21 protein-coding genes and 2 tRNA genes are annotated in these 25,853 nt (G+C 43.7%); 16 read left to right on the plus strand and 7 right to left on the minus strand.

Annotated features, from left to right (window positions below):
• The first annotated feature begins 1 nt into the window (after window position 1).
• Entirely contained in the window at window positions 2-3,100 is a 3,099-nt protein-coding gene (locus L7A31_RS07840) for an efflux RND transporter permease subunit (protein ID WP_237360961.1), read from the plus strand.
• A gap of 82 nt (window positions 3,101-3,182) precedes the next feature.
• On the opposite strand, the gene shyC is transcribed toward L7A31_RS07840, so the two are convergent.
• Entirely contained in the window at window positions 3,183-4,475 is a 1,293-nt protein-coding gene (shyC, locus tag L7A31_RS07845; RefSeq protein ID WP_237360962.1) for a peptidoglycan DD-endopeptidase ShyC, read from the minus strand.
• A gap of 129 nt (window positions 4,476-4,604) precedes the next feature.
• On the opposite strand from shyC, the gene tyrS reads away from it, so the two are divergent.
• The gene (gene tyrS, locus L7A31_RS07850) at window positions 4,605-5,792 is read left to right on the plus strand and encodes a tyrosine--tRNA ligase (protein WP_237360963.1); all 1,188 of its coding nucleotides are present in this window, start codon (window positions 4,605-4,607) and stop codon (window positions 5,790-5,792) included.
• 27 nt (window positions 5,793-5,819) lie between these two features.
• Here the strand turns inward: tyrS and L7A31_RS07855 are convergent, their stop codons facing one another.
• Complete coding sequence (locus L7A31_RS07855; protein WP_237360964.1) at window positions 5,820-6,284, minus strand: YbaN family protein; 465 nt, start codon at window positions 6,282-6,284, stop codon at window positions 5,820-5,822.
• 423 nt (window positions 6,285-6,707) lie between these two features.
• Here L7A31_RS07855 and L7A31_RS07860 point away from each other — a divergent pair, with 423 nt between their 5' ends.
• A complete protein-coding gene (locus L7A31_RS07860; protein WP_237360965.1) occupies window positions 6,708-7,064 on the plus strand; it encodes a hypothetical protein in 357 nt (118 codons plus the stop codon).
• Between the two features lie 49 nt (window positions 7,065-7,113).
• On the opposite strand, the gene dacB is transcribed toward L7A31_RS07860, so the two are convergent.
• Together dacB and L7A31_RS07870 are read right to left on the minus strand one after the other, a co-directional pair.
• A complete protein-coding gene (dacB, locus tag L7A31_RS07865; RefSeq protein WP_237360966.1) occupies window positions 7,114-8,571 on the minus strand; it encodes a serine-type D-Ala-D-Ala carboxypeptidase in 1,458 nt (485 codons plus the stop codon).
• Window positions 8,572-8,699: 128 nt separating this feature from the next.
• Window positions 8,700-9,785 carry a porin gene (locus L7A31_RS07870; RefSeq protein WP_237360967.1) on the minus strand — a complete coding sequence of 362 codons (1,086 nt, stop codon included), beginning with the start codon at window positions 9,783-9,785 and terminating at the stop codon, window positions 8,700-8,702.
• Between the two features lie 677 nt (window positions 9,786-10,462).
• Between L7A31_RS07870 and greA the strand changes: the two genes are divergently transcribed.
• Window positions 10,463-10,936: a transcription elongation factor GreA gene (gene greA / locus L7A31_RS07875; protein ID WP_237360968.1), complete on the plus strand. Its 474-nt coding sequence runs from the start codon at window positions 10,463-10,465 to the stop codon at window positions 10,934-10,936.
• 89 nt (window positions 10,937-11,025) lie between these two features.
• Here the strand turns inward: greA and yhbY are convergent, their stop codons facing one another.
• On the minus strand, window positions 11,026-11,322 hold the full coding sequence (gene yhbY / locus L7A31_RS07880) for a ribosome assembly RNA-binding protein YhbY (RefSeq protein WP_237360969.1): 297 nt from the start codon (window positions 11,320-11,322) through the stop codon (window positions 11,026-11,028).
• A gap of 103 nt (window positions 11,323-11,425) precedes the next feature.
• Between yhbY and rlmE the strand changes: the two genes are divergently transcribed.
• The 12 genes from rlmE (at window position 11,426) to truB (ending at window position 23,719) form a co-directional block, all read left to right on the plus strand.
• The gene (gene rlmE, locus L7A31_RS07885) at window positions 11,426-12,055 is read left to right on the plus strand and encodes a 23S rRNA (uridine(2552)-2'-O)-methyltransferase RlmE (protein ID WP_237360970.1); all 630 of its coding nucleotides are present in this window, start codon (window positions 11,426-11,428) and stop codon (window positions 12,053-12,055) included.
• Window positions 12,056-12,163: 108 nt separating this feature from the next.
• Window positions 12,164-14,131, plus strand: a complete 1,968-nt coding sequence (gene ftsH, locus L7A31_RS07890) for an ATP-dependent zinc metalloprotease FtsH (RefSeq protein WP_237360971.1) — start codon at window positions 12,164-12,166, stop codon at window positions 14,129-14,131.
• A gap of 105 nt (window positions 14,132-14,236) precedes the next feature.
• Window positions 14,237-15,067, plus strand: a complete 831-nt coding sequence (gene folP / locus L7A31_RS07895; protein ID WP_237360972.1) for a dihydropteroate synthase — start codon at window positions 14,237-14,239, stop codon at window positions 15,065-15,067.
• Window positions 15,068-15,137: 70 nt separating this feature from the next.
• A complete protein-coding gene (gene glmM / locus L7A31_RS07900) occupies window positions 15,138-16,478 on the plus strand; it encodes a phosphoglucosamine mutase (RefSeq protein ID WP_237360973.1) in 1,341 nt (446 codons plus the stop codon).
• Between the two features lie 244 nt (window positions 16,479-16,722).
• Window positions 16,723-17,082, plus strand: a complete 360-nt coding sequence (gene secG, locus L7A31_RS07905; RefSeq protein ID WP_237360974.1) for a preprotein translocase subunit SecG — start codon at window positions 16,723-16,725, stop codon at window positions 17,080-17,082.
• Window positions 17,083-17,095: 13 nt separating this feature from the next.
• Window positions 17,096-17,179, plus strand: a tRNA-Leu gene (locus tag L7A31_RS07910).
• Between the two features lie 55 nt (window positions 17,180-17,234).
• A tRNA-Met gene (locus tag L7A31_RS07915) sits at window positions 17,235-17,311 on the plus strand.
• Between the two features lie 255 nt (window positions 17,312-17,566).
• The gene (gene rimP, locus L7A31_RS07920; protein ID WP_237360975.1) at window positions 17,567-18,022 is read left to right on the plus strand and encodes a ribosome maturation factor RimP; all 456 of its coding nucleotides are present in this window, start codon (window positions 17,567-17,569) and stop codon (window positions 18,020-18,022) included.
• A 36-nt stretch (window positions 18,023-18,058) separates the two neighbouring features.
• On the plus strand, window positions 18,059-19,546 hold the full coding sequence (nusA, locus tag L7A31_RS07925) for a transcription termination factor NusA (protein WP_237360976.1): 1,488 nt from the start codon (window positions 18,059-18,061) through the stop codon (window positions 19,544-19,546).
• A gap of 21 nt (window positions 19,547-19,567) precedes the next feature.
• Window positions 19,568-22,273 carry a translation initiation factor IF-2 gene (gene infB / locus L7A31_RS07930; RefSeq protein WP_237360977.1) on the plus strand — a complete coding sequence of 902 codons (2,706 nt, stop codon included), beginning with the start codon at window positions 19,568-19,570 and terminating at the stop codon, window positions 22,271-22,273.
• Window positions 22,274-22,361: 88 nt separating this feature from the next.
• Complete coding sequence (rbfA, locus tag L7A31_RS07935; protein ID WP_237360978.1) at window positions 22,362-22,784, plus strand: 30S ribosome-binding factor RbfA; 423 nt, start codon at window positions 22,362-22,364, stop codon at window positions 22,782-22,784.
• A complete protein-coding gene (gene truB / locus L7A31_RS07940; RefSeq protein ID WP_237360979.1) occupies window positions 22,784-23,719 on the plus strand; it encodes a tRNA pseudouridine(55) synthase TruB in 936 nt (311 codons plus the stop codon). Before rbfA ends, truB begins: the two co-directional genes overlap by 1 nt.
• 65 nt (window positions 23,720-23,784) lie before the next feature.
• Here the strand turns inward: truB and L7A31_RS07945 are convergent, their stop codons facing one another.
• Together L7A31_RS07945 and L7A31_RS07950 are read right to left on the minus strand one after the other, a co-directional pair.
• On the minus strand, window positions 23,785-24,249 hold the full coding sequence (locus L7A31_RS07945) for a DUF1499 domain-containing protein (RefSeq protein ID WP_237363532.1): 465 nt from the start codon (window positions 24,247-24,249) through the stop codon (window positions 23,785-23,787).
• A gap of 177 nt (window positions 24,250-24,426) precedes the next feature.
• Window positions 24,427-25,839 (minus strand): FAD-dependent oxidoreductase, encoded by a 1,413-nt coding sequence (locus L7A31_RS07950; RefSeq protein WP_237360980.1) that lies wholly within the window; start codon window positions 25,837-25,839, stop codon window positions 24,427-24,429.
• Between the last annotated feature and the right edge of the window lie 14 nt (window positions 25,840-25,853).

Raw genomic sequence — 25,853 nt, forward strand, 5'->3', positions numbered from 1 at the left:
TATGTACTCACTTATTGATGCTGCGTTATCTCGAACACGAACGATGCTGACTTTGTTGGTGCTGATTCTCATCGCTGGGATTGTCACCTATATCACTATTCCTAAAGAATCTAGTCCAGATATTACCATTCCAATCATCTACGTTTCGGTTACTCACCAAGGAATTTCACCTGCAGACGCAGAGCGGCTTTTAGTTAGGCCTATAGAGCAAGAATTGCGCTCTATTGAAGGGGTCAAAGAGATGACAGCCACTGCCGGACAGGGTCATGCTTCTATTACTCTAGAGTTTAGTGTGGGAGTTGATCTTGCTGAAGCAATGGCAGATGTTCGAGATGCTGTTGATCTAGCGAAGCCTAAATTGCCAGATGACACCGATGAACCAACTGTGAATGAAATAACACTTGCCTCTGTTGAACCTGTATTGTCGGTAGTTCTTTACGGAACTGTTCCTGAAAGGACCATAGTACAAATCGCTCGTAAGTTACGCGATAAATTGGAAAGCTATCGTCAGGTGCTGGAAGTCGATATTGCTGGTGATAGAGAAGATATCCTTGAAGTTTTAGTCGAACCACTTTTAATGGAGAGCTATGGCCTTGATCAAGCAGATATTTACAACCTAATTTCTCTCAATAATCGTGTTGTTCCCGCTGGTTTTGTAGATACCGGTTATGGTCGTTTCTCGGTAAAAGTTCCCTCGGTGTTTGATTCACTAACAGACTTACTCGACTTGCCTGTCAAAATAGATGGTAAGCAAGTGGTCAAATTTTCTGATGTTGCTTCTGTGCGTCGATCTTTTCGCGATCCCAACAGCTATGCGCGAATGGACGGCAATTCTGCGGTTGTTTTGGATGTAAAAAAACGTGCCGGCGAAAATATTATTCAAACCGTTGATATCGTTAAACATGTACTGACTGTGGCACAAGCTCAGCCTGAATGGCCGAGTAACTTGCAAGTTAAATACACATGGGATCAGTCGAAAGACGTGAAAACCATGCTTAATGATCTGCAAAACAATATCCTATCAGCCATCATATTGGTGGTGATCGTGATTATCGCCATATTGGGTGTGCGTACAGCGTTACTCGTTGGTATCTCTATTCCGGGATCATTTTTAACTGGTCTTTTGGTTCTCTCAGTGTTTGGCTTGACTGTGAATATAGTTGTGTTGTTTTCACTGATCATGGCCGTCGGTATGTTGGTCGATGGAGCAATTGTTGTAACGGAATTTGCCGACAGGAGAATGCAAGAAGGGGTTGATAAGCGACAAGCATATTTGGATGCTGCAAAACGTATGGCTTGGCCAATTACCGCTTCTACAGCTACAACATTAGCCGCATTTGCTCCTTTGATGTTTTGGCCTGATACCACTGGCGAATTCATGAAATATTTGCCGATAACCCTGATTGCGACGTTGAGTGCTTCGCTAATGATGGCTCTTTTGTTTGTTCCAGTACTTGGAAGCATTATTGGGCGGCCGCAGAATGTCACTGAACTAAACCGCCAAAAAATGGTGGCTCTGCATGACGGAGACTTTTCACAGGCAACAGGCATCACCCGTTTTTATCATCGAGTGTTATCAGTTGCTGTCGATCATCCTTGGAAGATTCTGTTTGCTGCTATCTTACTTGCCATAGGTGTCGGTGTGACTTACGTGAAAGCTGGTTTAGGTGCAGAGTTTTTCCCTGAAGTCGATCCTCCATTTTTTACCGTTAAAGTTCGCTCACACGGTGATCTGTCTATCAATGAGAAAGATTTAATCATGCGCGATATTGAGCAGGTAATGTTCAACCACCCAGAGTTTGAAAGTGTCTATACCAAAACAGGTGGAGACGAGGGTATAGGTCAGATCCAAATTACTCCAGTAGATTGGCAGTATCGACGTAAAGTGAGAGAGATAATCGAGGAGCTTAAGCAGACTACTGATAAGTTCTCAGGAGTTGAAATTGAGTACAAGTTCCCGGATGCAGGCCCACCGGTTGAGCACGACTTAGAAATTGAAATGACCTCAACGGTGCCAGAAAACCTAGATAGAGCTGCGAAGATGGTTAGGCATTGGGCTGATGGCAACCCAGCTTTCACTAACATCAGTGATACGTCCAATAAAGCAGGCATCGATTGGCAGGTCGATATTCGTCGTGATAACGCATCACGCTTTGCTGCTGATGCGACCCTTGTTGGTAATACCGTACAGTTTGTTACTAACGGGTTGCGCTTAGGTGATTATTTGCCAGATGATGCGGATGAGGAAGTCGATATCCTTGTTCGTTATCCAGAAGATAAGCGCGATATTGGCCGTTTTGATCAGCTTAGAATTAAAACGCCTGCAGGCATGGTTCCAATCACCAACTTTGCTCAAGTGCTGCCGAAGCCTAAACAGCAGACGATCAAACGTCGAGATGGACAACGGGTGATTAAAATTGTTGCTGACATGAAAGATGGTTACAACCTAGCCCTAGAGTTGCCAAAAATTCAGCAAGCATTGTCTCAATTGGATTTGCCTAAAGGTGTGGCCTTCAATATTCGGGGACAAAATGAAGAACAGCAAAACTCGTCTGCATTTTTGCAAAAGGCATTTCTTGTGGCGCTTGCTGTGATGGCGTTGATTTTGATTACTCAGTTTAATAGCTTCTATCAGGCATTCCTAATTCTAAGCGCTGTTGTTTTCTCTACTGTAGGAGTGTTTGCTGGACTGCTAATCTTCCAAAAACCGTTTGGCATTATTATGTCCGGAATCGGGGTCATTGCGTTGGCGGGAATTGTTGTGAACAACAATATCGTATTAATTGATACATACAATCAGCTTATTAAACGTGGGCTCGATAAACGAGAAGCAATCTTGAGAACTGGTGTGCAGCGTTTACGACCTGTGTTGTTGACAACCATTACGACCATTTTAGGCTTGCTACCCATGGTTATGGAAATGAACATCGATCTTATCAACCAAAAAGTCGAGTTTGGCGCACCAAGTACCCAGTGGTGGTCACAATTAGCCACTGCTGTCGCCGGAGGCTTGGCTTTTGCCACAGTGCTGACACTCGTTCTCACACCATGCTTGCTGATGTTAGGGCGAGAGAAAAAACTGACTGAGAATGAATCCTGATTCGTTCTGGTTTGAACACAAACTGAAGGGCAAGTTTATAGTCGTTGCTACTTTTATCACTCTGTAGCAACGACTTGAATAGTTAGTTACTCGAAAATAATAAATTACTGTATTGATCAAGTTTGGCTATACGCTCTTTTGCACTTGCCACAAAAGTTGTCTTAGCTTTGCCTGTTAATGATTTCGACTGAGGCAGCTTTACAGTTCGCGCGTTTTTGTGCACGCCATGCACAAGAAATTCGTAGTGAAGATGAGCTCCGGTGACGCGCCCAGTTGCGCCTAGAGTTCCGATAACTTGTCCCTGTTTAACTCTTTGACCTGTTTTGACTTTACGTCTTTTCAGGTGCAGATACTTGGTGACATATGTGTTGCTGTGTTTAATGAAGACATAGTTTCCGTTGTATTGTCCATAACTGGATTTGATGACCACGCCATCACCTGCTGCCCAAATAGGAGTGCCGACAGGAGCAACATAGTCTGTGCCGTTATGTGGGCGAACTCGACCAGTAACAGGATGAAGCCTTCGAGGGTTAAAGTTGGAACTGACTCGGCGAAAATCTAGCGGCGAGCGCAAAAAGTCTTTACGCATAGCTCGACCATTTTCATCGTAATAATGACCAGTAACGTCATCTAATACAGCTGTAAACGTATCGCCTTGGTTGCTAAATACGGCAGCGATAATCTTTCCTCGACCAATTACCTCACCTTCGACTACTTTTTCTTCGTAGAGGATTTTGAACGCATCGCCTTTGCGAATATCGAGCGCGAAGTCAATATCCCAACCAAAGATCCCTGCGAGCTCCATAATTTGGTTGGGTGTTAAACCAGCACCAACAGCGGCATTCCAAAAGTTAGAACTAATAGAGGCTTCAGCATAGTTGTATTGATAGTGAACTTCCTTCTTATCAAGCTCGGAAACAAAACCATTGGGTGTGCGTGAAATTCGAAATGTTTCATAAGGAGAGAGCTCGCGCTTTAGTTGCACAAGCTCGTTTTTATCGTCAAAGCCAAACTCAAGCACGTCGCCGGGCATGAGTTTAGTCAGCTGGCTTTTAATCGGTTTACTCGCTGAGGTAAGATCGTACAGGAGACGAGCCGAAAGGCCGATACGTTGAAATAATCTGGCCGCACTTTCTCCAGACGATACGGTGTATTTTTCCCAGCGAATCAGTTTAAGAGAAGGAGAGGCAAGCTTTACACCCAAATCGCTGGTATCAATATCAAGTGGATAGTTTTGTCCTACTTTATAGCGATTGTTCTCTTGTTTGAGCTTTTTTGTGTCGGGAAAGAAAAACAGCGCGATAACGATGATAGCGCTAAAGAATGCGATAAGTGCTCGGTGCATCCATGGTAAACGAGCGAAAATTGACAACATCTGGTGTTCGTTCTGGTCATCACAATTAAATAAGTCCTATTGTTTAGTCTAACTTGTTTCAAAAAGCATCGCTATTCAAGTAAGATGTGCATCATCAAAATTTTGCCAAATCTGTGGGAGTGAACAAGAATGGCGAGCATTGAACATGCACTAGCTGAGATAAAGCGCGGCGTTGAAGAGCTAATTCCAGAAGCTGAGCTTATTGAGAAGCTAAAAGAAGGACGTCCATTACGTATTAAGTTGGGTGCAGATCCAACTGCGCCGGATATTCACTTGGGGCATACAGTTATCTTTAATAAGCTTCGTGCATTTCAAGAGTTAGGCCATGACGTCACTTTCCTGATCGGTGATTTTACTGGCATGGTTGGTGATCCAACAGGTAAGAACTCGACTCGTCCACCGCTTACTCGCGAAGATGTTCTACGTAATGCAGAAACGTATAAAGAGCAGGTATTCAAAATATTAGATCCTGCAAAAACTAAGATTCAGTTTAACTCTGAGTGGCTATCTGAGCTTGGTGCAGAGGGCATGATTCGCCTAGCTGCAAACCAAACAGTTGCTCGTATGCTAGAGCGCGATGACTTCAAAAAGCGTTATGCTGGTGCCCAGCCTATCGCGATTCATGAATTTATGTACCCACTTCTGCAAGGTTATGATTCTGTAGCAATGGAAACGGACGTAGAGCTTGGCGGTACAGACCAAAAATTCAACTTGCTAATGGGGCGCGAGCTACAAAAAGCCAATGGCCAGAAGCCACAAGTGGTATTGATGATGCCATTGCTAGTTGGTTTAGACGGTGAGAAGAAGATGTCTAAGTCAGCAAACAACTACATCGGTATTAGCGAAGCGCCGGGTGAGATGTTTGGTAAGATCATGTCGATCTCTGATGACTTAATGTGGAGCTACTACGAACTGCTTTCTTTCCGTCCTTTAAGTGAGATTGCAGACTTCAAAGCAGCTGTTGCAGAAGGTAAAAACCCACGTGACATTAAGATCTTACTAGCTAAAGAGATCATTGCTCGTTATCACTCTGAAGCAGATGCAGATGCAGCTGAACAAGAGTTCATCAACCGTTTCCAAAAAGGCGCGGTGCCAGATGTTATGCCTGAGTTTGAGTTTGAAGTAGGGATGCCAATGAGCAACCTACTTAAAGAAGCTTCACTATGCTCATCTACATCAGATGCTATGCGCATGGTAAAACAAGGTGCAGCGAAAGTTGAAGGTGAAAAGGTGACGGATGCGAAAGCGGTACTTGAAGCTGGCACATATGTGGTTCAAGTCGGTAAGCGTAAGTTTGCGCGAGTGACTTTAGTGTAGTTATCTACTTCAAGTAAAAAAGCGCCGTTATGGCGCTTTTTTTGTATCAACGGATTCAGATTTAGCTTCTGCTTTATCGGGGTAATGAGTTTTGAAGCGTAAGATAAACCAAGTTTCGAAAGCGATTAAACCTAGAATTGCCCACTGCCAGTGAGTGCCGAGGGCGACGAAATAAAAGACCGCACCCATTGAGATCCAGATAAGGATCAACGATTGAACTTTTTCTTTTACAGTTAAGCCACTTTTGCTTTGTAGGCGCCTAGCTAGTGGGCCAAGGCGTTTATGGTTAAGGAGCCATTGCTGGAACTTAGGGGACGCACAACCAAAGCAATAAAGCGCGAGTAGAATAAAGGGTACAGTGGGAAGTAGTGGTACAGTGATGCCGATCATTCCTAAGATCACACTGGTCCAGCCCACGCAAATGTAGCCTTTTCTCTTGATATATTCTTTGGTGAACCTTTTTGATTTTGATCGAGTTTTACAGGAAATCATACCTAAACCTACCAACTGTTTTATCTAAAGTATGGGGTGGGTCAAAGTTGAAAAGCAAATAATTCTTGTTACTGAGCGTAAGATAACGGTTCTCAATCACTTTTTTTGTTACTTTACTCGGGCTGTCAGGGGGACAGTAGTTATGGAGAACTTTATGATCAATGCCGACCATCCTCCCTATTTGGGGGTGAAAACGGTATTGGGTAAGGAATAATCCGCGTCGGTAAGTGCCTACAGCTCCTACCATTTTCGCGGTAGAGAGCAAACCTCTCGTCTTGTTTACCTAATACTTAAGCAACGATTTCTACGATAAAACTTTAAGGAAATGAAGTTTTGTTCTACGTGCAAGTTCGTTGTACTTGGTGGTCATACCTAATCGGGCTTCACTTTATTCATGAGTGGGGGCCTTGTGGGAGATTTGTTATGACGGTAGTGAACAATATATTAAACCAAGATCAATCCCGCTATTCTTCTGCGGAGATTGACGCTGCAAGAAACGCGTTTTATCGCCATGATCGCGACAAACAAGTGCATTTACTAACAGTGATGCCGATGGATGAAGCCATCGCAATTTTGCAAACTAGCCCTGCAAGTTTTTCTCGTTCTCTAATTGATGAGTTAAAAGATCAAGGGCACAATCACCATGCTCGGTACTATATCAATCAGCTTGGTTTGCACAAAAAAAGCGTATCACTTGATTGGCTTATTTCACCTATTGGCCTTGTGAGCATGACTGTAGTTGGTTTGATATCAGGCGTTTCAGCATACGTTGCTTGGTAATGCCAATCTAAATTTACTTTAGGCCGTTCAGCCTAGCCTCAAATTTAGTTTAAGGTTGGATTGCACGGCTTAGCTTTATCACTTCTTGGTAAAAAGCCTTCTCAAACTTTGTAATTGGCGGAGTAGTTTTCCTAGCCTTTTTGTCTTTGTTTACGAAATAATCTGCAACGTATTGAACAAACAAAGTCGTTGGTTTGCCCTGCTTATCCAACCCAAACCCAGCCATGTTGTAAGTACCATAAACGCTGCCGCTTTTAGCAATGATGTTACCTTTGATTGGCGCTTTGCGCATACTTTTTCGATATTGCAAAGTGCCTGATGTACCTGAGACAGGCATAATATCAATTAAGCCCAACTGTTTATCGTTTTGCCATATATAACGTAGAATGGCGCTCATATTGGCACGTGTCATTCTATCGTTACGAGATAGCCCGGAGCCGTCGACAATTCTGTCTCGCTTTAAATCAATCCCCGTATTGTCGCGAATAATGTTCTTAATTGCTGCCGTACCATTATTGAAGCTACCCGGCTGCTTATAATATTTGGCACCAATCGCCTTCGTGAGCGTATCGGCAATTAGGTTATCGGATTCTTTTAGCATCACTTCGAGTAATTCAGGCAATGGTTTAGATTGATGAGAAGCTATCAGATCGCTTCGCTGAATGGCGGGCTTGCCCACTTTTATTTGTCCTTCTAGTCGAATACCTTGTTTATGCAGCAAGCTGTAAATCACTCTAGTGACATAGAGTTCAGGCTGCTGAACGGCAAATTTCAGTGGAATTGGATTTCTGCGTTTAACCACGCAACCTTTTAAGGTGTAGTGATTGTTAGCTGAGGTGAGAAGCTCTAATGCACAATGGGTTTCTTCTTGCTCATCTTTGCTTACTGCAACTACTTTGTTTGCGACATGAATAGGAAGGTGCTCTGGTACATAGACCCGAGTTTTATCACTGTAAGGTGATGGACTTGGCGTCGAGATAGACGCTTGCACGCAGTTTTCATCTAAGTTGATTGCACTAGGAGGCGCGCTGTAACAAACACCTAAAATGTCCCATGGCCAACCAATGGCTCTTTCATAACCGTTAAATGCGGTGCCATTTAACCAAATATCGCCTTTGATGGTTTGAATGCCACCTTGTGCGATCTGCTTTACCATTGCTTTGAGATCATTGGTGGTTAGTGTTGGATCGCCTGAAAAGTTAAACACCAAATCGTTGCCGGATTTTATTAACGAGGTATGAAAGCGAAAGCTGTTTCCTAGCTCTAATTTTGCAGCTAAAGCGGTGATAAGTTTTAGAGTGCTCGCGGGCGGGAAAAAATCGTCGTTGCTACCGGACTGCATCAGCACTTTGCCGGTTTTCAAGTCTTGCACCACGAGTGTACTTCGTGCACCTTGAGGCAGACTTTCGCTAGGTAGATAAGCAGCACTGACTCCGCTAAAAAAAACAGCAAAAAAGAAAACAAGTAGTGAGATAGAAATACGAAGGTGCTGTAAATTCAAGGCCATAGCAAAATCCGTTTAAAGAGCTAAGACTTTGAGTATAACCTCATTATTCGCCAATGATTGTCAAAATTGACCATAAAAAAACGCCTGCAAGTGCAGGCGTTAATATAGCATTTAGACAGTCGTCTAAATTAGAAGTCGTAGCGCATACCAACCATAGCTTGGTCTTGAGCACCAGTTTTGTTTAGCGCTACACCATTAACTTGGTCGCCAGAATTCATCAGGTTGAAGTTATAACCAATATACGAACGGAAGTTTGGAGTAAAGTAGTAAGTTGCATCAACAGCAATTGCTTTTGCAGAAGTGTAGTCACCAGTCTTCTCGTTGCTGTAGTTTGTAGTAAATGCAGTCTTACCTAGAGTGTATGATGCTGCAATTTCGTATTCGCGGTAGTCTTGCTTACCAGAGAAGCTATAAGGGTTGCTAGTCTGGAATGCAGTGTAGTTGTCGAAATCAAGTTTACCATCAGTGTAACTAGCACCTACATAGAAGTTGCTGATAGTGTATCCAGCACCAGTCATGTATGTGTGAGAGCCGTTTTGGTTAGAGTAGCCCGTACCGATGCTCGCGCCAGTATCACCAATTGTATAGTTAACTGCTGCAGAAGTACCACGTTGGCCGTTACTAGTATTGTCAGTAGCATTAGTTGAAGTAGTATCGTCTGCAAAGCGGTAGTTAGCAATTGCAGAGAAGTTACCGTAAGAACCTTGATAAGTAGCAGTGTTGTCAGAGCGGTTAGCTACACCTAGTACTTTATAGTTACCACCGAACGTCTGCATGATGTCAGTATAGCCGTCCATAAAGGTTTCGAATGCGCCATCATCTTTACCGTAAACAACTTGACCAAAATCACCGCCGATACCAGCATATTGATATCGAGTAGTAAGACTGTTGGAATTAGAGTCAACATTACCGTTATCATCGGTAGTAAACTCACCTTGCCAGTAACCAACACCGTATAGGTTGTTATCAGCATTGATAGTGGAAATGCCACCAAAGCCTAAACGAACTCGTGAAGCATCTGAAACTTTGCCACCTTGTTCTTGAGCTCGAGCTTCCACACGACCATTCATGATAATGTCGTTACCGTTAGCTGAGTAAAGAGAAGTACCAGCTAGGTTACCGTCGTTTGCTTGAGCTGTAGCTAGAGTGTCAGCGTTTGCACCAAATGCTAGAGTTGCAGCAGATACCGCAAGAGCAATCAGAGTCTTTTTCATCTTATTAAATCCTAATTTATTGTTCATACAATAGATAATTTTTTTATTTATATGAGCACTATCGATTCAAGCTGATATATCAACTGGAGTGTCAATTGAGTCTCTAACTTGAGCTCCAAATGAGTTCGATGTTCTCTGGGTATTGCTCCAAACCAGCAGGCGCTGCAGAAAAAATTGTGCGCAGCATCAAAGCCAATTAGTGCAATGACTGCCGATGTTTTACCGTTAAAGTTCCTTACCCAGTTAGTAAAATGATATAAATCACCAGTGAGTGCTAATTTTACTTCGTAGTAAAAAAACATCAAAGTGTTGATTTTAAATAACTTAAATTTAATTTTGTGATCGATGTTAAACTTTAATTTCTTTATCTTTTTTTATTTTGAACAGTATTTTTTACAATTAAAAACAGTGTTTTTTATGTTGTAATTGTTTGAAATTCATCCGTTCGTGGCCATGAAACAATGTGTTAGAAAAGCTTGCCAGAAGAGGGGAGCACAGATAATACGTGCATCAAGATTTAAGGCAGATTTATGAAGCAAGATTTGTCGGGATTTAAGATGATTTAGTATGAAAGTTTGTTTACACTAAGATAAAACGAGATCAACTTAATACTACCTAACCGATGCGGTTGGGTAGGTTTTTTTTGTCCAAAGTTCGCTTTGGCGTAGAGGTATGAAATGGAAAAAGTTCCAATGACAGTACGCGGTGAACAATTACTGCGTGAAGAATTAGATAAACTACTAAAACAACGCCCGCTGATTTCTAATGCGATTGCAGAAGCTCGTGAGTTAGGCGACTTAAAAGAAAACGCTGAATACCACGCTGCAAGAGAAGAGCAGGGGATCTGTGAAGCGCAAATTCGCGACATCGAGTATAAGCTTTCTGTTGCTCAAGTTATCGACGTATCGAAAATGGATAACTCAGGCAAAGTGATTTTTGGTTCAACAGTGACTTTGATTGACGTCGATACTGACGAAGAAAAAACGTATCAAATCGTGGGTGACGATGAAGCTGATATCAAAGCGCAGCGCATTTCTGTGAGCTCGCCAATTGCTCGCGGCCTGATTGGTAAGATGGAAGGTGACGAAGTCATCATTTCTACTCCAGGTGGCGACAAAGATTTTGAAATCGACAAAGTTGAATATATCTAATCGCTTACTTGATTAGAGAAATAGTCATATTTTGTTACTAAATGAAAAAGGTCGCTTAAGCGACCTTTTTCATCATTAAGAGCAATGTATTATTTGCGCGGCAGCTCAATTTTCTTTTGCTCTGATTGGCGATACAACACCAACACTTTACCGATGGTTTGTACTTTCTCAGCCTTAGTTTCGCGAACGATAGCTTCGATAATCAATTGTTTTGTCTCACGATCTTCTGAGGCAACTTTAATCTTGATTAGTTCATGGTGATCAAGAGCGATTTCGATTTCTGCTAGTACCGCTTCTGTTAGCCCGTTAGCGCCCATCAGTACAACTGGTTTCAAGTTGTGCGCTAGGCCTTTTAGGTGCTGCTTTTGTTTGGTGCTTAGATTCATTTTGCGGCCAATTATTTTTTACTATTAGGGTTGAAAAGCGCTATTTTAACGCCATCTATCAACGAAGACTATATTTTCATTTGGACAGAGGCATTAAAACCGAATGAGTAAACAAAAACATTCTGCAAGTTCAGGCCGTTGGCTGAAAGAACATTTTGATGATAAGTACGTCAACGAGGCGAAAAAGAAAGGTTATCGTTCTCGAGCGATATTTAAGATCGAAGAAATTCAGAATAAAGACAAGTTGCTCAAGCCGGGAATGACGGTCGTCGATTTAGGCGCTGCTCCAGGTGGTTGGTCTCAATATGCGGCCAATATAGTTGGTGATGAAGGGCAAGTGATTGCCTGTGATATTTTGCCAATGGATTCCATCGCTGGGGTTGCGTTTTTGCAAGGTGACTTCCGTGAAGACTCAGTGCTTGAAGCATTATTAGAAAGAATTCAACCAGATATGGTTGATATTGTGATGTCGGACATGGCTCCGAACATGGCTGGCAATTTATCAGTCGATCAACCGCGCGCTATGTATTTGGTTGAGCTAGCATTAGATATGTGTCGACAAGTTCTTGCACCTAATGGTAGTTTTGTTGTTAAGGTTTTCCAAGGGGAAGGCTTCGACCAATACGTGCAAGAAGTGCGCGATATGTTTAGAACGGTGAAAATCAGGAAGCCTGACTCTTCAAGGGCTCGCTCCCGAGAAGTTTACATTGTAGCGACTGGTTACAAAGGCTAACGGTTTAACCTCTAAATGTTAAATTTTATAGTATAGCTACAGCGTAGAAACTGTAGTACCCTACCTTTAATTACAATTAGTTATCGAGAGGCTGACACCTTGAGTGACATGGCAAAAAATTTAATTCTGTGGCTTGTTATTGCTGTAGTTTTGATGTCGGTGTTCCAAAGCTTTGGACCTGGCAGCAACGATGGAAAGACGGTTGACTACACCACATTTGTACACGAAGTTGGCCAAGGCCAGATACAAGAAGCAACATTCAAAGGTGAACAGATCTCATTCACTCGCAATGGCGTGAGTGGCAAATATGTCACATATATGCCTGTTTATGATAATAAAATCCTTGATGATTTAATTAATCAAAACGTGAAAGTGAAGGGCACTCCTCCTGAAGAGCAAAGCTTACTCAGCACTATCTTTATCTCTTGGTTCCCAATGATCTTACTGATTGGTGTATGGATTTTCTTCATGCGTCAAATGCAAGGCGGTGGCGGTAAAGGCGCTATGTCTTTTGGTAAGAGTAAAGCTCGTATGATGAGCGAAGAGCAAATCAAAACTACTTTTGCGGACGTTGCTGGTTGTGACGAAGCAAAAGAAGACGTGAAAGAGCTGGTTGACTATCTGCGTGATCCAAGCCGATTCCAAAAACTGGGTGGTAAGATTCCAACTGGTGTTTTGATGGTTGGTCCTCCGGGTACAGGTAAAACGCTACTTGCAAAAGCAATTGCAGGTGAAGCGAAAGTTCCATTCTTTACAATTTCAGGTTCAGATTTCGTAGAAATGTTCGTGGGTGTTGGTGCATCACGTGTCCGTGATATGTTCGAACAAGCGAAGAAAGCTGCACCTTGTATTATCTTCATTGATGAGATTGATGCTGTAGGTCGTCAACGTGGCGCAGGTGTTGGTGGTGGTCACGATGAACGTGAGCAAACATTGAACCAAATGCTGGTTGAAATGGATGGCTTTGAAGGTAACGAAGGTATTATCGTTATCGCTGCAACTAACCGTCCAGACGTTCTTGACCCTGCATTACTACGTCCGGGTCGTTTCGACCGCCAAGTTGTGGTTGGATTGCCTGATGTTCGTGGTCGTGAGCAAATTCTTAAAGTTCACATGCGCAAAGTCCCTCTTGCTGGAGATGTTGAGCCTTCGCTAATAGCACGTGGTACTCCAGGGTTCTCTGGTGCAGATCTTGCCAACCTTGTTAACGAAGCGGCACTATTTGCTGCACGTGGCAACAAACGCAATGTATCTATGGTTGAGTTTGAACTTGCGAAAGACAAAATCATGATGGGTGCAGAGCGCCGTTCAATGGTTATGTCTGAAGAAACGAAAGAGTCGACAGCCTATCACGAAGCTGGCCACGCAATTGTTGGTCGTTTAGTACCAGAGCATGATCCGGTTTATAAAGTCTCTATCATTCCACGTGGTCGTGCACTAGGTGTCACCATGTACCTGCCAGAGCAAGACCGCGTAAGTATGTCTCGTCAGCATCTTGAGTCGATGATTTCGAGCCTTTACGGCGGCCGTCTAGCGGAAGAGATCATTTACGGTAAAGATAAAGTGTCGACAGGTGCATCTAACGATATCGAACGAGCAACTGATATCGCGCGCAAGATGGTTACACAATGGGGCTTCTCAGAAAAACTTGGTCCTCTTCTTTACGCTGAAGAAGAAGGCGAAGTATTCTTAGGCCGCAGTGTAACGCAAACTAAGCATATGTCTGATGACACGGCCAAGCTTATTGACGATGAGGTTCGTACTCTTATCGATCGCAACTACGACCGTGCGAAGCAAATTCTCGAAGACAATATGGATATCATGCATGCTATGAAAGATGCACTGATGAAGTATGAAACTATCGATGCAGGTCAAATTGATGATTTGATGGATCGCAAAGATGACATCCGTGAGCCAGCTGGCTGGGGTGACCAAGCGAATAAATCTGACGACAATAAGCCAGAAGATAAAAAGCCGGCTGCTGAAGAAAAGCCAGCCGCGGAGTCTTCTGAAAAACCTGTCGAAACCTCTGAAGCCGCGCCAAGCGAGCCAGTGGATAAAAAAGACAGCGAATAATAGCTTTCAATAAACTAAAGCCTCGAGTTTCTCTCGGGGCTTTTTGCTCTTTATTATCCAGAGTTAATTTTAAATCTCTCTATCAGGGATGAAACTGGTATCTAGATGATTATTAAAAGTAAAAATAAGCAGTTGGACTTAAGTCGCCCACAAGTGATGGGCATATTGAACGTGACACCGGACTCTTTTTCCGACGGTGGCCAATTTAACACTCTCGCTCGAGCGCTTGATCAAGCTGACAAAATGATTGCTGCAGGTGCCAGCATTATTGATATCGGAGGGGAATCAACACGCCCCGGAGCGCCAGATGTCGAACTTGAAAATGAGCTTGAGCGTGTTATTCCGATTATTAGTGCAATACGCGAAAAGCACGATGTATGGATTTCAATTGATACCAGTAAAGCAGAAGTCATGAAGCAGGCTGTTGAAGCCGGTGCTGATCTTATTAACGATGTTCGTGCTTTGCGAGAGCCAGGTGCTTTACAGGTTGCTGCTGACGCAGATGTGCCAATTTGCTTAATGCATATGCAAGGACAGCCAAGAACTATGCAAGCGAATCCTTCGTATCAAGATGTAGTTGAAGAAATCAAAGCTTTCTTAGACGAGCGAATTGAAGCCTGTAAGTCGGTGGGTATCAGTCGTGATAAATTAATTTTGGATCCAGGCTTTGGCTTTGGTAAAACCATCCCACACAACTATCATCTTTTAGCACACTTAGAGCAATTGCACAGTTTGGAGCTTCCCCTATTGGTTGGAATGTCCCGCAAGTCTATGATCTTTAAGTTGCTTGAAAAGTCACCTTCAGAAATTCTTGGGGCGAGCATTGCTTGTGCAACTATCGCGGCCATGAAAGGTGCACAGATAATACGCGTTCATGACGTGCAAGAAACAATTGATGCAATGAAAATTGTTAGCATCACTCATCAGAATTTATAAAGTTTGTTTGATGCAAAAGCAGATAAACAGAAACAAGATAGACATTAGAAGTTATAAATAGGAATGTCCCATGTCGAATAAAAGACGTTATTTTGGCACCGACGGTGTTCGTGGAAAAGTCGGCCAGTACCCAATTACTCCAGACTTTGTTTTAAAGCTAGGTTGGGCTGCAGGTCGAGTATTGGCTAAACAAGGGACGAAAAAGGTTATTATCGGCAAAGACACGCGAATCTCTGGCTATATGTTGGAATCTGCTCTGGAAGCTGGCTTGGCTGCTGCCGGGTTAAAAGCAACGTTTACTGGCCCAATGCCAACTCCAGCCGTTGCTTATTTAACACAAACTTTCCGCGCTGAGGCGGGGATAGTCATTTCAGCATCACATAATCCTTTTTACGACAATGGAATTAAATTCTTCTCATCAGAAGGCACCAAACTGCCCGACTCGATTGAGTTAGCAATTGAAGCAGAATTGGATAAAGACATTGAGTGTGTTGACTCTGCTCAACTTGGTAAAGCTAGCCGTTTAACTGACGCAGCTGGTCGCTATATTGAGTTTTGTAAGAGCACATTCCCAAGCAAGTTAAGTCTTGCAGGCCTTAAGGTCGTCGTCGATTGCGCTCATGGTGCCACATATCATATTGCGCCAAACGTGTTTAGAGAACTTGGTGCAAACGTCATCGCGATGGGTGTTGAGCCTGATGGTTTAAACATCAACGACCAAGTTGGTGCAACTGACGTTAAAGCGCTTCAACAACGGGTTGTTGAAGAGAAGGCTGATTTAGGTCTAGCGTTTGATGGTGATGGAGATCGCCTGATAATGGTTGACGAACATGGCAACAAGGTTGATGGTGACCAAATCGCTTATATTATCGCACGCGATCTGCAAAGAAAGGGTGAGTTAGAAGGTGGTGTTGTAGGTACGCTAATGACGAACCTAGGCATGGAAAAAGGCTTAGAGAAGCTAGGTATTCCACTTATCCGAGCCGCTGTAGGTGACCGTTATGTGATGGAACAGCTAATCGAAAATGGCTGGAAAATTGGCGCAGAAAACTCTGGTCATGTGATCTTGTTGGATAAAGTAACTACGGGTGATGCTATTGTAGCAGCACTTCAAGTGCTAGCGTCCATCGTATACAGCAAGCAGTCACTGAACCAATTGTCTCAAGGTATGACCCTGTATCCGCAAGTTTTGGAAAATGTGCGTTTTAGTGGCGATACTAACCCGCTTGAAGCAGAAGCAGTGAAAGTTGTAGTTGAGCAAGTTGAAGCAGAGCTCGCAGATAAAGGCCGAGTCTTACTTCGTAAGTCAGGTACGGAGCCACTACTGAGAGTAATGGTTGAAGGAGAGGATGATCAGCTAGTTCGCTCTTCAGCATTGAAAATAGCAGAAGCTGTAAAAGCAAGTTGCTAATTTAACGTTTATTTTCGTTCATCTTAATGGTGCTAATTAGCTTTAGAATCGGTGCGAAATTTAGAGTTTTGCCCCTTTTTTAATCGGTTGAACAGCAAGGGACGACTTTTTTATAATTTTTACTTGTCAGCGTGTCGGCGTTTCGCTAGTATTGCCCGGCCTTCAACAAAGGAGGTCGCTAGCTTTGCCTGTGAATTATATTTTCGGCGTGCTGGCTCAACAATTTGGAACATAGGTGGAAAGCATGTTTACGATTCTACTTGTGATTTACCTGTTGGTCGCAGTCGGTGTAATTGGCTTAGTGTTGATTCAACAAGGTAAAGGCGCAGATATGGGAGCCTCATTTGGCTCTGGAGCATCAAATACAGTATTTGGTGCAAGTGGTTCGGGTAACTTTTTAACTCGTTCAACAGCGGTACTAGCTACAGCATTTTTTATTCTTAGCTTAGTTTTGGGTAATCTATCGACTACTCATAAAGCAGATTCGAAGTGGGTTGACCCAGCACAAGGTGTGGTTCAACAACAAACCGCTCCGGCTCCGAAAGCAGCTGAGAAAACTAAGAGCGAAATTCCTGCCAAGAAAGACAGCGAAATTCCTCAATAATCAAATTATTGATGCCGAGATGGTGAAATTGGTAGACACGCTAGCATGAGGTGCTAGTGCCTTAGGTGTGAGGGTTCGAGTCCCTCTCTCGGCACCATGATTTACAAACTTGTAAAACACCTTGTAGAGCGTATAATGCTCAACAAGTCGGACGCGGGGTGGAGCAGCTTGGTAGCTCGTCGGGCTCATAACCCGAAGGTCGTCGGTTCAAATCCGGCCCCCGCAACCAAAATCCTAATCGGATAGTGGACAAGTTTGTGCAGTGAAAGAGTCACTGCAGTTAAACAGACATTTTAACTAGCCAAACCATAGAGCTTAGCTAAAATTGGATTGTTTAACTATCAGGGTCCAGCAACAAAAAACCCCGACGTTCGGGGTTTTTTGTTATCTAAAGTTTTTCAGACGTTGCTTCTGGATATTTTGGATAATTGCTTGGGATTTATAATGGGCTCTGAGCCCTTTTTTTGTTTCTGGAGTGGTTTAAATGACTGGTTTAGAAAGACAACTTACTGAAATGCTTGAAGCTCCTGTTGGTGCTTCTGGATATGAGTTAGTTGGATTAGAGTTTATTCGTGCAGGCGAACACTCAACATTGCGAATTTATATCGATCACGAGAATGGAATCAATGTTGACGATTGTGCGGAAGTTAGCCATCAGGTAAGTGCTGTGTTGGATGTTGAAGATCCAATTTCTGTGGCTTATAACCTCGAAGTTTCTTCGCCAGGCTTAGAAAGACCACTTTTCAAAGCAGCACATTACGAGCAGTTTATTGGTCACGAGGTAAGCGTTGTTCTGAAAATGGCAGTCGGTAACCGTAGAAAGTGGAAGGGTGAAATTCACTCTGTGGATGGTGAAACCATCTCACTGACTGTTGAAGGACAAGAAGAACAATTTGCACTGAGCAATATTTCGAAAGCTAACCTGATCCCGAAATTTTAGTTCTCCTAGAGAAAAGAGCTTAAGAGGCTAGATAGAATGAGTAAAGAAATTTTAGCGGTAGTAGAGGCGGTTTCTAACGAGAAAGCAGTACCTCGTGAGCGTATTTTTGAAGCATTAGAAATCGCGCTTGCCACGTCGACTAAGAAAAAGCACGAGATGGATATCGAAGTTCGTGTTGAGATCGACCGCAGAAGTGGTGAGTTCGATACTTTCCGTCGCTGGGAAGTAGTAGAAGAAGTTGAATTCCCAACTAAACAAATTTCCTTAGAAGCAGCTCAGTTCGAAGATGAAAGCATCGAACTAGGCGACTATGTTGAAGATGATATTGAGTCAGTAACGTTTGACCGTATTACTACGCAGACTGCGAAGCAAGTTATCGTACAAAAAGTACGTGAAGCTGAGCGCGCACAAATCGTAGAGCAGTTCATCGACAATGAAGGTGAGCTAGTGACTGGTGCGGTTAAGAAAGTTAACCGTGACACTATCGTACTAGACCTTGGCAATAACGCTGAAGCGGTAATTTTACGTGATGATCAATTGCCACGTGAAAACCATCGCCCGGGCGACCGAGTACGTGGTCTACTATACAAAGTTGCACCTGAAGCGCGTGGATTCCAACTGTTTATCACTCGCTCTAAACCAGAAATGTTGGCAGAACTTTTCCGAGTGGAAGTGCCAGAGATTGGTGAAGAGTTGATTGAACTTCGCGGCGCTGCTCGTGACCCAGGTTCTCGTGCAAAGATCGCAGTAAAAACAAACGACAAGCGTATTGACCCTGTTGGTGCGTGTGTTGGTATGCGCGGCGCGCGTGTACAAGCGGTTTCTGGCGAGCTTGGCGGTGAGCGTATCGATATCGTTCTTTGGGACGATAACCCTGCTCAGTTTGTTATTAATGCAATGGCGCCAGCTGATGTAGCTTCAATTATCGTTGATGAAGATGCACACTCAATGGATATCGCTGTTGAAGCGGACAACTTAGCACAAGCAATCGGTCGAAATGGTCAAAACGTTCGTCTGGCTTCTCAACTAACGGGTTGGGAATTGAACGTGATGACTGTTGAAGACCTACAGAAGAAACACCAAGAAGAGTCAATCGCTTCTATCGAGAACTTCATGAAGTATCTTGATATTGAGCAAGACTTTGCCGAGATGCTTGTAGAAGAAGGCTTCTCAACTCTTGAAGAAGTAGCTTACGTACCTGTAAATGAGTTGCTTGAAGTTGATGGCTTAAACGAAGAAATCGTAGAAGAGCTACGTAGTAGAGCAAAAGAAGCTTTAACTACTCTAGCGCTTGCTCAAGAAGAATCGTTTGAAGGTTTAGAGCCAGCGGAAGACTTACTTGCTCTTGAAGGTTTAGAGCGTGAAATGGCATTCAAATTGGCAGCGAAAGGCGTTGTAACGCTAGAAGATTTGGCTGACCAAGGTATTGACGATTTAGAAGGTATCGAGGAGCTAACAGAGGAGCGTGCAGGTGAACTTATCATGGCAGCGCGTAATATCTGTTGGTTTGGCGACGAAGAATAATTTCAGCAAGGAGGTAGCGGTATGACAGAACTTACAGTTAAAGCACTGAGTGAAGAAATTGGTACGCCAGTGGATCGCTTAGTTAAACAACTTGCTGATGCAGGAATGAACAAATCGAGTGCAGACAATGTCACTGAGGACGAGAAGCAACAGCTTCTAGCTCACCTTAAAAAAGAGCATGGTGATGCTCAGGGTGATGCAGCTCCTACTCGATTAACTTTGCAGCGTAAGACTCGTAGCACGTTAAGCGTGAATGCGGGCGCTGGTAAAAGCAAAAATGTGCAAGTGGAAGTGCGCAAGAAGCGCACTTACGTAAAGCGCAGTGCAATCGAAGATGAAGCGAAACGCGAAGCTGAAGAACAAGCGAAGCGTGAAGCGGAAGAAAACGCGAAACGCGAAGCTGAAGAACAAGCGAAGCGTGAAGCAGAAGAAAAAGCGAAACGTGAAGCTGAAGAGAAAGCTAAGCGTGAAGCAGAAGAAAAGGCGAAACGCGAAGCTCAAGAGAAAGCAAAGCGTGAAGCCCAAGAGAAAGCAAAACACGAAGCTAGCGTTAAAGCTGAAGGTAGTGCTGAAGATCAATCTAAGCAAGAAGCAGCAAAATTAGAGGCCGACCGACTTAAGCGTCGTCAGGAAGAAGAAGCTAAACGTAAAGCTGAAGAGGAGAGTCAGCGCAAGCTTGAAGAAGCTCGCGAAATGGCTGAGAAAAACAAAGAACGTTGGTCTGCTGCTGAAAAGAAAAAGGGTGATATGGAAAATACAGATTACCATGTAACGACTTCACAATACGCTCGTGAAGCCGAAGATGAAGCAGACCGTCGTCAAGAAGCACCTCGTCGTAAGAAGAAGAAAAAAGCTTCGAACGATCAAGACCAACGAAATGGTCGCAACCAACGTGGTGGTAGAGGTCAAAAAGGCAAATTGGCTAAACCGACCTCTATGCAACATGGTTTCGATAAAACAGCTACCGTTGCTAAACAAGATGTTGTTATCGGCGAAACCGTTGTTGTTTCTGAGCTAGCAAACAAGATGTCAGTGAAAGGTACTGAAGTCATCAAAGTGATGATGAAGATGGGTGCTATGGCAACTATCAACCAAGTCATTGACCAAGAAACTGCACAGCTAGTTGCGGAAGAAATGGGCCACAAAGTTGTTCTACGTAAAGAGAACGAACTTGAAGAAGCGGTACTTTCTGATCGTGACCACGATGCTGAAGCAATTCACCGTGCTCCTGTTGTTACTATCATGGGGCACGTTGACCACGGTAAGACATCAACACTTGACTACATTCGTCGTGCACACGTTGCATCTGGTGAAGCGGGCGGTATTACGCAGCACATCGGTGCATACCACGTTGAAACTGACAATGGCATGATTACCTTCCTTGATACTCCTGGACACGCAGCATTTACAGCGATGCGTGCACGTGGTGCTCAAGCGACAGATATCGTTGTTCTTGTTGTTGCAGCTGACGATGGTGTGATGCCTCAAACAATCGAAGCGATTCAGCACGCGAAAGCAGCAGAAGTACCTCTGATTGTAGCGGTAAACAAAATTGATAAAGAAGATGCGAACCCAGACAACGTTAAGAATGAACTGGCGCAGTACGATGTAATTCCTGAAGAGTGGGGCGGTGACAACATGTTTGTTCACATCTCTGCAAAACAAGGTACTAACATCGAAGGTCTTCTAGAAGCGATTCTGCTTCAGTCTGAAGTACTAGAACTGACTGCAGTTGCTGAGGGCATGGCATCAGGTGTAGTTGTTGAATCTCGCCTTGATAAAGGTCGCGGTCCTGTTGCAACAGTACTCGTTCAATCAGGTACTCTTCGTAAGGGTGATATCGTATTGTGTGGTCAAGAATATGGCCGTGTACGTGCGATGCGTGATGAGAATGGTAACGAAGTTGTTGAAGCTGGACCATCTATCCCTGTAGAGATCCTAGGTCTTTCTGGTGTGCCTTCTTCTGGTGATGAAGCGACTGTTGTACGTGATGAGCGTAAAGCGCGTGAAGTTGCTAACTACCGTCAAGGTAAATTCCGTGACGTTAAACTAGCACGCCAGCAAAAAGCGAAACTAGAGAACATGTTCTCTAACATGGCTGCGGGCGAAGTTGCTGAGCTTAATGTAGTACTGAAAGCAGACGTACAAGGTTCTGTTGAAGCAATCTCAGATTCACTATTGAAGCTTTCTACTGATGAAGTAAAAGTGAACATCGTTGGTTCTGGTGTTGGTGGTATTACAGAAACTGATGCAGTACTTGCAGCAGCTTCTAACGCAATCATTCTTGGCTTTAACGTACGTGCAGATGCAACAGCTCGTCGTACTATTGAGGCTGAGAACCTAGACCTACGTTACTACTCAATCATCTACCAGTTGATTGACGAAGTGAAACAAGCAATGGGCGGTATGCTTGCTCCTGAATTCAAACAAGAAATCAGTGGTCTTGCAGAAGTTCGTGACGTGTTCAAATCACCAAAACTTGGCGCAATTGCCGGTTGTATGGTTACTGAAGGTGTCATCAAGCGTAACAACCCAATTCGCGTACTGCGTGATAACGTTGTTATCTACGAAGGTGAGCTTGAGTCACTACGTCGCTTTAAAGACGATGTTCAAGAAGTGAAAAATGGCTACGAATGTGGTATCGGCGTTAAGAACTACAATGATGTTCGCGTTGGTGACCAAATTGAAGTATACGAAGTCATTGAAGTTAAACGTACTTTAGACTAATTGACTGACATCATTTAATTGGTTGTTAAATACACCATGGGGGGCTGGCTAGAACCATCCCCCCATTCTTTCTATTGTGAGAAAAGAAATGTCAAAAGAATTTAGCCGCACTCAGCGGGTATCCCAGCAGCTACAAAAAGAGCTAGCTATTCTCCTTCAACGTGAAGTGAGAGATTCACGTATTGGAATGGTCACTATCTCCGACGTTGAAGTATCAAGAGACTTAGCTTACGCCAAAGTTTTCGTCACTTTCCTATGCGTTGGTGAGCAAACACCACAAAGCTGTCTAAATGCACTAAAAGAGCATGAAAGTCATATTCGTATGATGCTAGGCAAGCGTATTCGTCTGCGCCTAACGCCAGAAATTCGCTTCCAATATGACAGCACTCTAGTTGAAGGTATGCGTATGTCTAACCTTGTAAGTGAAGTGTTGAGCGAAGACAAGCGTAAGCAAAAAGAAGCCGGCCGTGAAGACGAGCAACCGGGCTCTGAAGAGTCAGGAGAGGCATAATGGCAAGACGTCGTAAAGGCCGTCCAGTCAATGGCATAGTATTGTTGGATAAGCCAACGGGTATTTCATCCAACGACGCTTTGCAAAAAGTTAAGCGTATCTACTTCGCCGAGAAAGCAGGCCATACTGGCGCACTTGATCCACTAGCAACAGGTATGTTGCCAATTTGTCTTGGTGAAGCAACTAAGTTTTCTCAGTTTTTATTAGATTCAGATAAGCGTTATGTTGTTGTTGCCAAGCTTGGTGAGCGCACAAACACCTCTGACTCTGATGGTGAAGTCGTTGAAACTCGTGACGTTAACGTCACGAAAGAGCGCCTACTTGAGTGTATAGAAACTTTTAAGGGCGAGACTGACCAAGTACCATCAATGTTTTCTGCATTGAAATATCAAGGTCGTCCGCTGTATGAATATGCTCGTGAGGGCATCGAGGTTCCTCGTGAAGCTCGCAAGATCACTGTTTATTCTATCGAACTACTTCGCTTTGAAGGTGATGAAGTTGAGATGGAAATTCATTGTTCTAAGGGTACCTATATCCGAACTATCACAGACGATCTTGGTGAGATGCTTGGTTGCGGTGCGCATGTTACCTACCTACGTCGTACAGGTGTTGCCAATTATCCAGTCGAGAAAATGGTCACACTGGAACAGCTAGGTGCTCTCTTAGATCAAGCCAGAGAGCAAGAAATCGAGCCTCGCTTATTACTTGACCCAATCCTGATGCCAATGGATACAGCAGTTGAGTCGCTACCTGAAGTAAACTTGATTCCAGAGCTAACAGACATGGTTCAACACGGCCAGCCTGTGCAGGTTTTTGGAGCGCCAAGTGAAGGTTTCGTTCGGATGACTTCTGGTGAAGAGCGTCAGTTTATCGGTGTTGCGGAAATCGATGATGATGGCCGAATCGCGCCAAAACGATTGGTTGTATTTCGATAGTTGTACAATATTTTCCAAAAGCAAAAACCAAAGCCTAGGCTTTGGTTTTTTTATGCTCTTTGTAGCTACTTCGAATAGTGTTTCACGAGATTGTCAGGATGAATTAGGTCGTTCTCAAGCAAAATTTTACGCAGTTCATCGGCTCGCTTACGATTGACTCCAAAATCTGAATAACCAACTCGAGACTCAGAGCGAACCAATAGTTTTTCACCTTGTATTTCCAGTTCAAGATCGTCGACAAATCGCAGTATTTTCGTTGTACAAGTGATGTGTAAGTAATCATCGGTTTTACTGATTACTTTAGAGCGAGGCAAGGTTAATGCAGCGGCTTCAATTTGAACTATAGTAACGCCTTTTTTAAGTACATAAGGATCGAGTCTATACTCTTTGCGCAGATCCTGGGTGGAAACACAATTTGGCTTGTCTCCACAAGGTAGCTCCACACGACTTTTCATATTGGCAACTCCTTGGCTGCAGCCAGAAATGGAAACAACAGCTAAAGTTAGTACTAGATAGTTTGTTTTAAGCATATTTGCGTAAGCTTTTACTTTAGAGTTGATGTAACCATAGCATTCGAGTCCGGTTAATAAAGTTAACGGCATCAAATGTGTTTGGAGTGTGTTTATTCGAAGGCAATTGAGCACAAAAATTTAAAAATGAAAAGGGCCTGAAAACAGGCCCTTTACGTCTTGATTTGTAAGGCAGAGTTAAACTTCTAGGTAATCAAGGATACCTTCAGCTGCTTTGCGGCCTTCGTCAATCGCAGTCACTACTAAATCAGAGCCTCGAACAGCGTCGCCGCCAGCGAAGATCTTTTTATTGCTGGTTTGGTACATAAATTCTTGATCGTTTGGTGCTTTAATGCGGCCCCATTGATCAAGCTGAACGTCGAATGGTTCTAGCCAGTCCATGCGGTGAGGTTGGAAGCCAAATGCCATGATTACCGCATCAGCTGATAATACATGTTCACTTCCTTCGACAGGCTCTGGCCTACGTCGGCCTGCATCATCAGGTTCACCTAAAGCTGTTTTCACTACTTTTACTCCAGTAACCTTACCCGTATCGTCAACCTCAATACCCAGAGGCTGCAAGTTAAACATAAAGTTTACGCCTTCTTCTTTGGCGTTTTTCACCTCTCGGCGAGAGCCTGGCATGTTACTTTCATCTCGGCGGTAAGCACAAATGACATTGCTTGCACCTTGCCTAACGGAGGTTCGTACGCAGTCCATCGCAGTATCGCCACCCCCTAAGACAACCACCTTTTTACCGGACATATCGATAAATGGTTGTTCGTTTTCTAGCTCCATCACTTTATAGGTGTTTGATATCAAGAATGGCAGAGCGTCATATACTCCTTGCGCATCTTCATTTTCTAGGCCTGCTCGCATATTTTTATATGTACCCACGCCAAGGAATACCGCATCATAATTGTCGATGAGGTCAGAGAAAGAGATGTCTTTGCCAACTTCAACATTAAGCTGAAACTCCACACCCATTTCAGTGAAGATCTTGCGTCTATTTTTCATCACTTCTTTTTCAAGTTTGAATGAAGGGATACCAAAAGTTAGCAGGCCACCAATTTCAGGGTAGCGATCAAAGACTACTGGCTTTACACCATTGCGAGCTAAGATATCAGCTGCCGCAAGTCCTGCAGGGCCTGCGCCAACGATGGCAACTTTCTTGTCCGTCCACTCGACATTAGACATGTCTGGTTTCCAGCCCATTTTGAACGCTTGGTCTGTGATGTATTTTTCGATATTTCCTATCGTGACTGCGCCAAAGTCATCGCTCAAAGTACAAGATCCTTCGCACAAGCGATCTTGCGGGCAAACGCGGCCACAAACTTCTGGTAAGCTATTGGTCTGGTGTGATAATTCGGCAGCTTCTATGATACGTCCTTCATTGGCGAGTTTTAGCCATTGAGGGATATAGTTATGAACAGGGCACTTCCACTCACAATATGGGTTGCCACAATCTAAGCATCGATCGGCCTGCGCTGTAGCTTGTTGCTTAGTGAATGGTTCATAGATTTCAACGAATTCAATTTTTCTCTTTTTCAGAGGTTTTTTCGCCGGGTCTACGCGGTTCACATCGATAAATTGGTATACATTCTGGCTCATTTATTTCTGGCTCC

This window comes from Vibrio marisflavi CECT 7928 (genome assembly GCF_921294215.1).
Lineage (GTDB): Bacteria > Pseudomonadota > Gammaproteobacteria > Enterobacterales > Vibrionaceae > Vibrio > Vibrio marisflavi.

Bases quoted from the DNA above. Each gene is read 5' to 3' on its own strand.
- glmM (WP_237360973.1), top strand. From the start codon at position 15,138: ATGTCGAATAAAAGACGTTATTTTGGCACCGACGGTGTTCGTGGAAAA.
- infB (WP_237360977.1), top strand. From the start codon at position 19,568: ATGACAGAACTTACAGTTAAAGCACTGAGTGAAGAAATTGGTACGCCA.
- rimP (WP_237360975.1), top strand. From the start codon at position 17,567: ATGACTGGTTTAGAAAGACAACTTACTGAAATGCTTGAAGCTCCTGTT.
- L7A31_RS07950 (WP_237360980.1), bottom strand. From the start codon at position 25,839: ATGAGCCAGAATGTATACCAATTTATCGATGTGAACCGCGTAGACCCG.
- L7A31_RS07870 (WP_237360967.1), bottom strand. From the start codon at position 9,785: ATGAAAAAGACTCTGATTGCTCTTGCGGTATCTGCTGCAACTCTAGCA.
- folP (WP_237360972.1), top strand. From the start codon at position 14,237: ATGATTATTAAAAGTAAAAATAAGCAGTTGGACTTAAGTCGCCCACAA.
- ftsH (WP_237360971.1), top strand. From the start codon at position 12,164: ATGGCAAAAAATTTAATTCTGTGGCTTGTTATTGCTGTAGTTTTGATG.
- L7A31_RS07945 (WP_237363532.1), bottom strand. From the start codon at position 24,249: ATGCTTAAAACAAACTATCTAGTACTAACTTTAGCTGTTGTTTCCATT.
- rbfA (WP_237360978.1), top strand. From the start codon at position 22,362: ATGTCAAAAGAATTTAGCCGCACTCAGCGGGTATCCCAGCAGCTACAA.
- tyrS (WP_237360963.1), top strand. From the start codon at position 4,605: ATGGCGAGCATTGAACATGCACTAGCTGAGATAAAGCGCGGCGTTGAA.
- secG (WP_237360974.1), top strand. From the start codon at position 16,723: ATGTTTACGATTCTACTTGTGATTTACCTGTTGGTCGCAGTCGGTGTA.
- nusA (WP_237360976.1), top strand. From the start codon at position 18,059: ATGAGTAAAGAAATTTTAGCGGTAGTAGAGGCGGTTTCTAACGAGAAA.
- L7A31_RS07855 (WP_237360964.1), bottom strand. From the start codon at position 6,284: ATGATTTCCTGTAAAACTCGATCAAAATCAAAAAGGTTCACCAAAGAA.
- yhbY (WP_237360969.1), bottom strand. From the start codon at position 11,322: ATGAATCTAAGCACCAAACAAAAGCAGCACCTAAAAGGCCTAGCGCAC.
- rlmE (WP_237360970.1), top strand. From the start codon at position 11,426: ATGAGTAAACAAAAACATTCTGCAAGTTCAGGCCGTTGGCTGAAAGAA.
- L7A31_RS07860 (WP_237360965.1), top strand. From the start codon at position 6,708: ATGACGGTAGTGAACAATATATTAAACCAAGATCAATCCCGCTATTCT.
- L7A31_RS07840 (WP_237360961.1), top strand. From the start codon at position 2: ATGTACTCACTTATTGATGCTGCGTTATCTCGAACACGAACGATGCTG.
- truB (WP_237360979.1), top strand. From the start codon at position 22,784: ATGGCAAGACGTCGTAAAGGCCGTCCAGTCAATGGCATAGTATTGTTG.
- greA (WP_237360968.1), top strand. From the start codon at position 10,463: ATGGAAAAAGTTCCAATGACAGTACGCGGTGAACAATTACTGCGTGAA.
- dacB (WP_237360966.1), bottom strand. From the start codon at position 8,571: ATGGCCTTGAATTTACAGCACCTTCGTATTTCTATCTCACTACTTGTT.
- shyC (WP_237360962.1), bottom strand. From the start codon at position 4,475: ATGTTGTCAATTTTCGCTCGTTTACCATGGATGCACCGAGCACTTATC.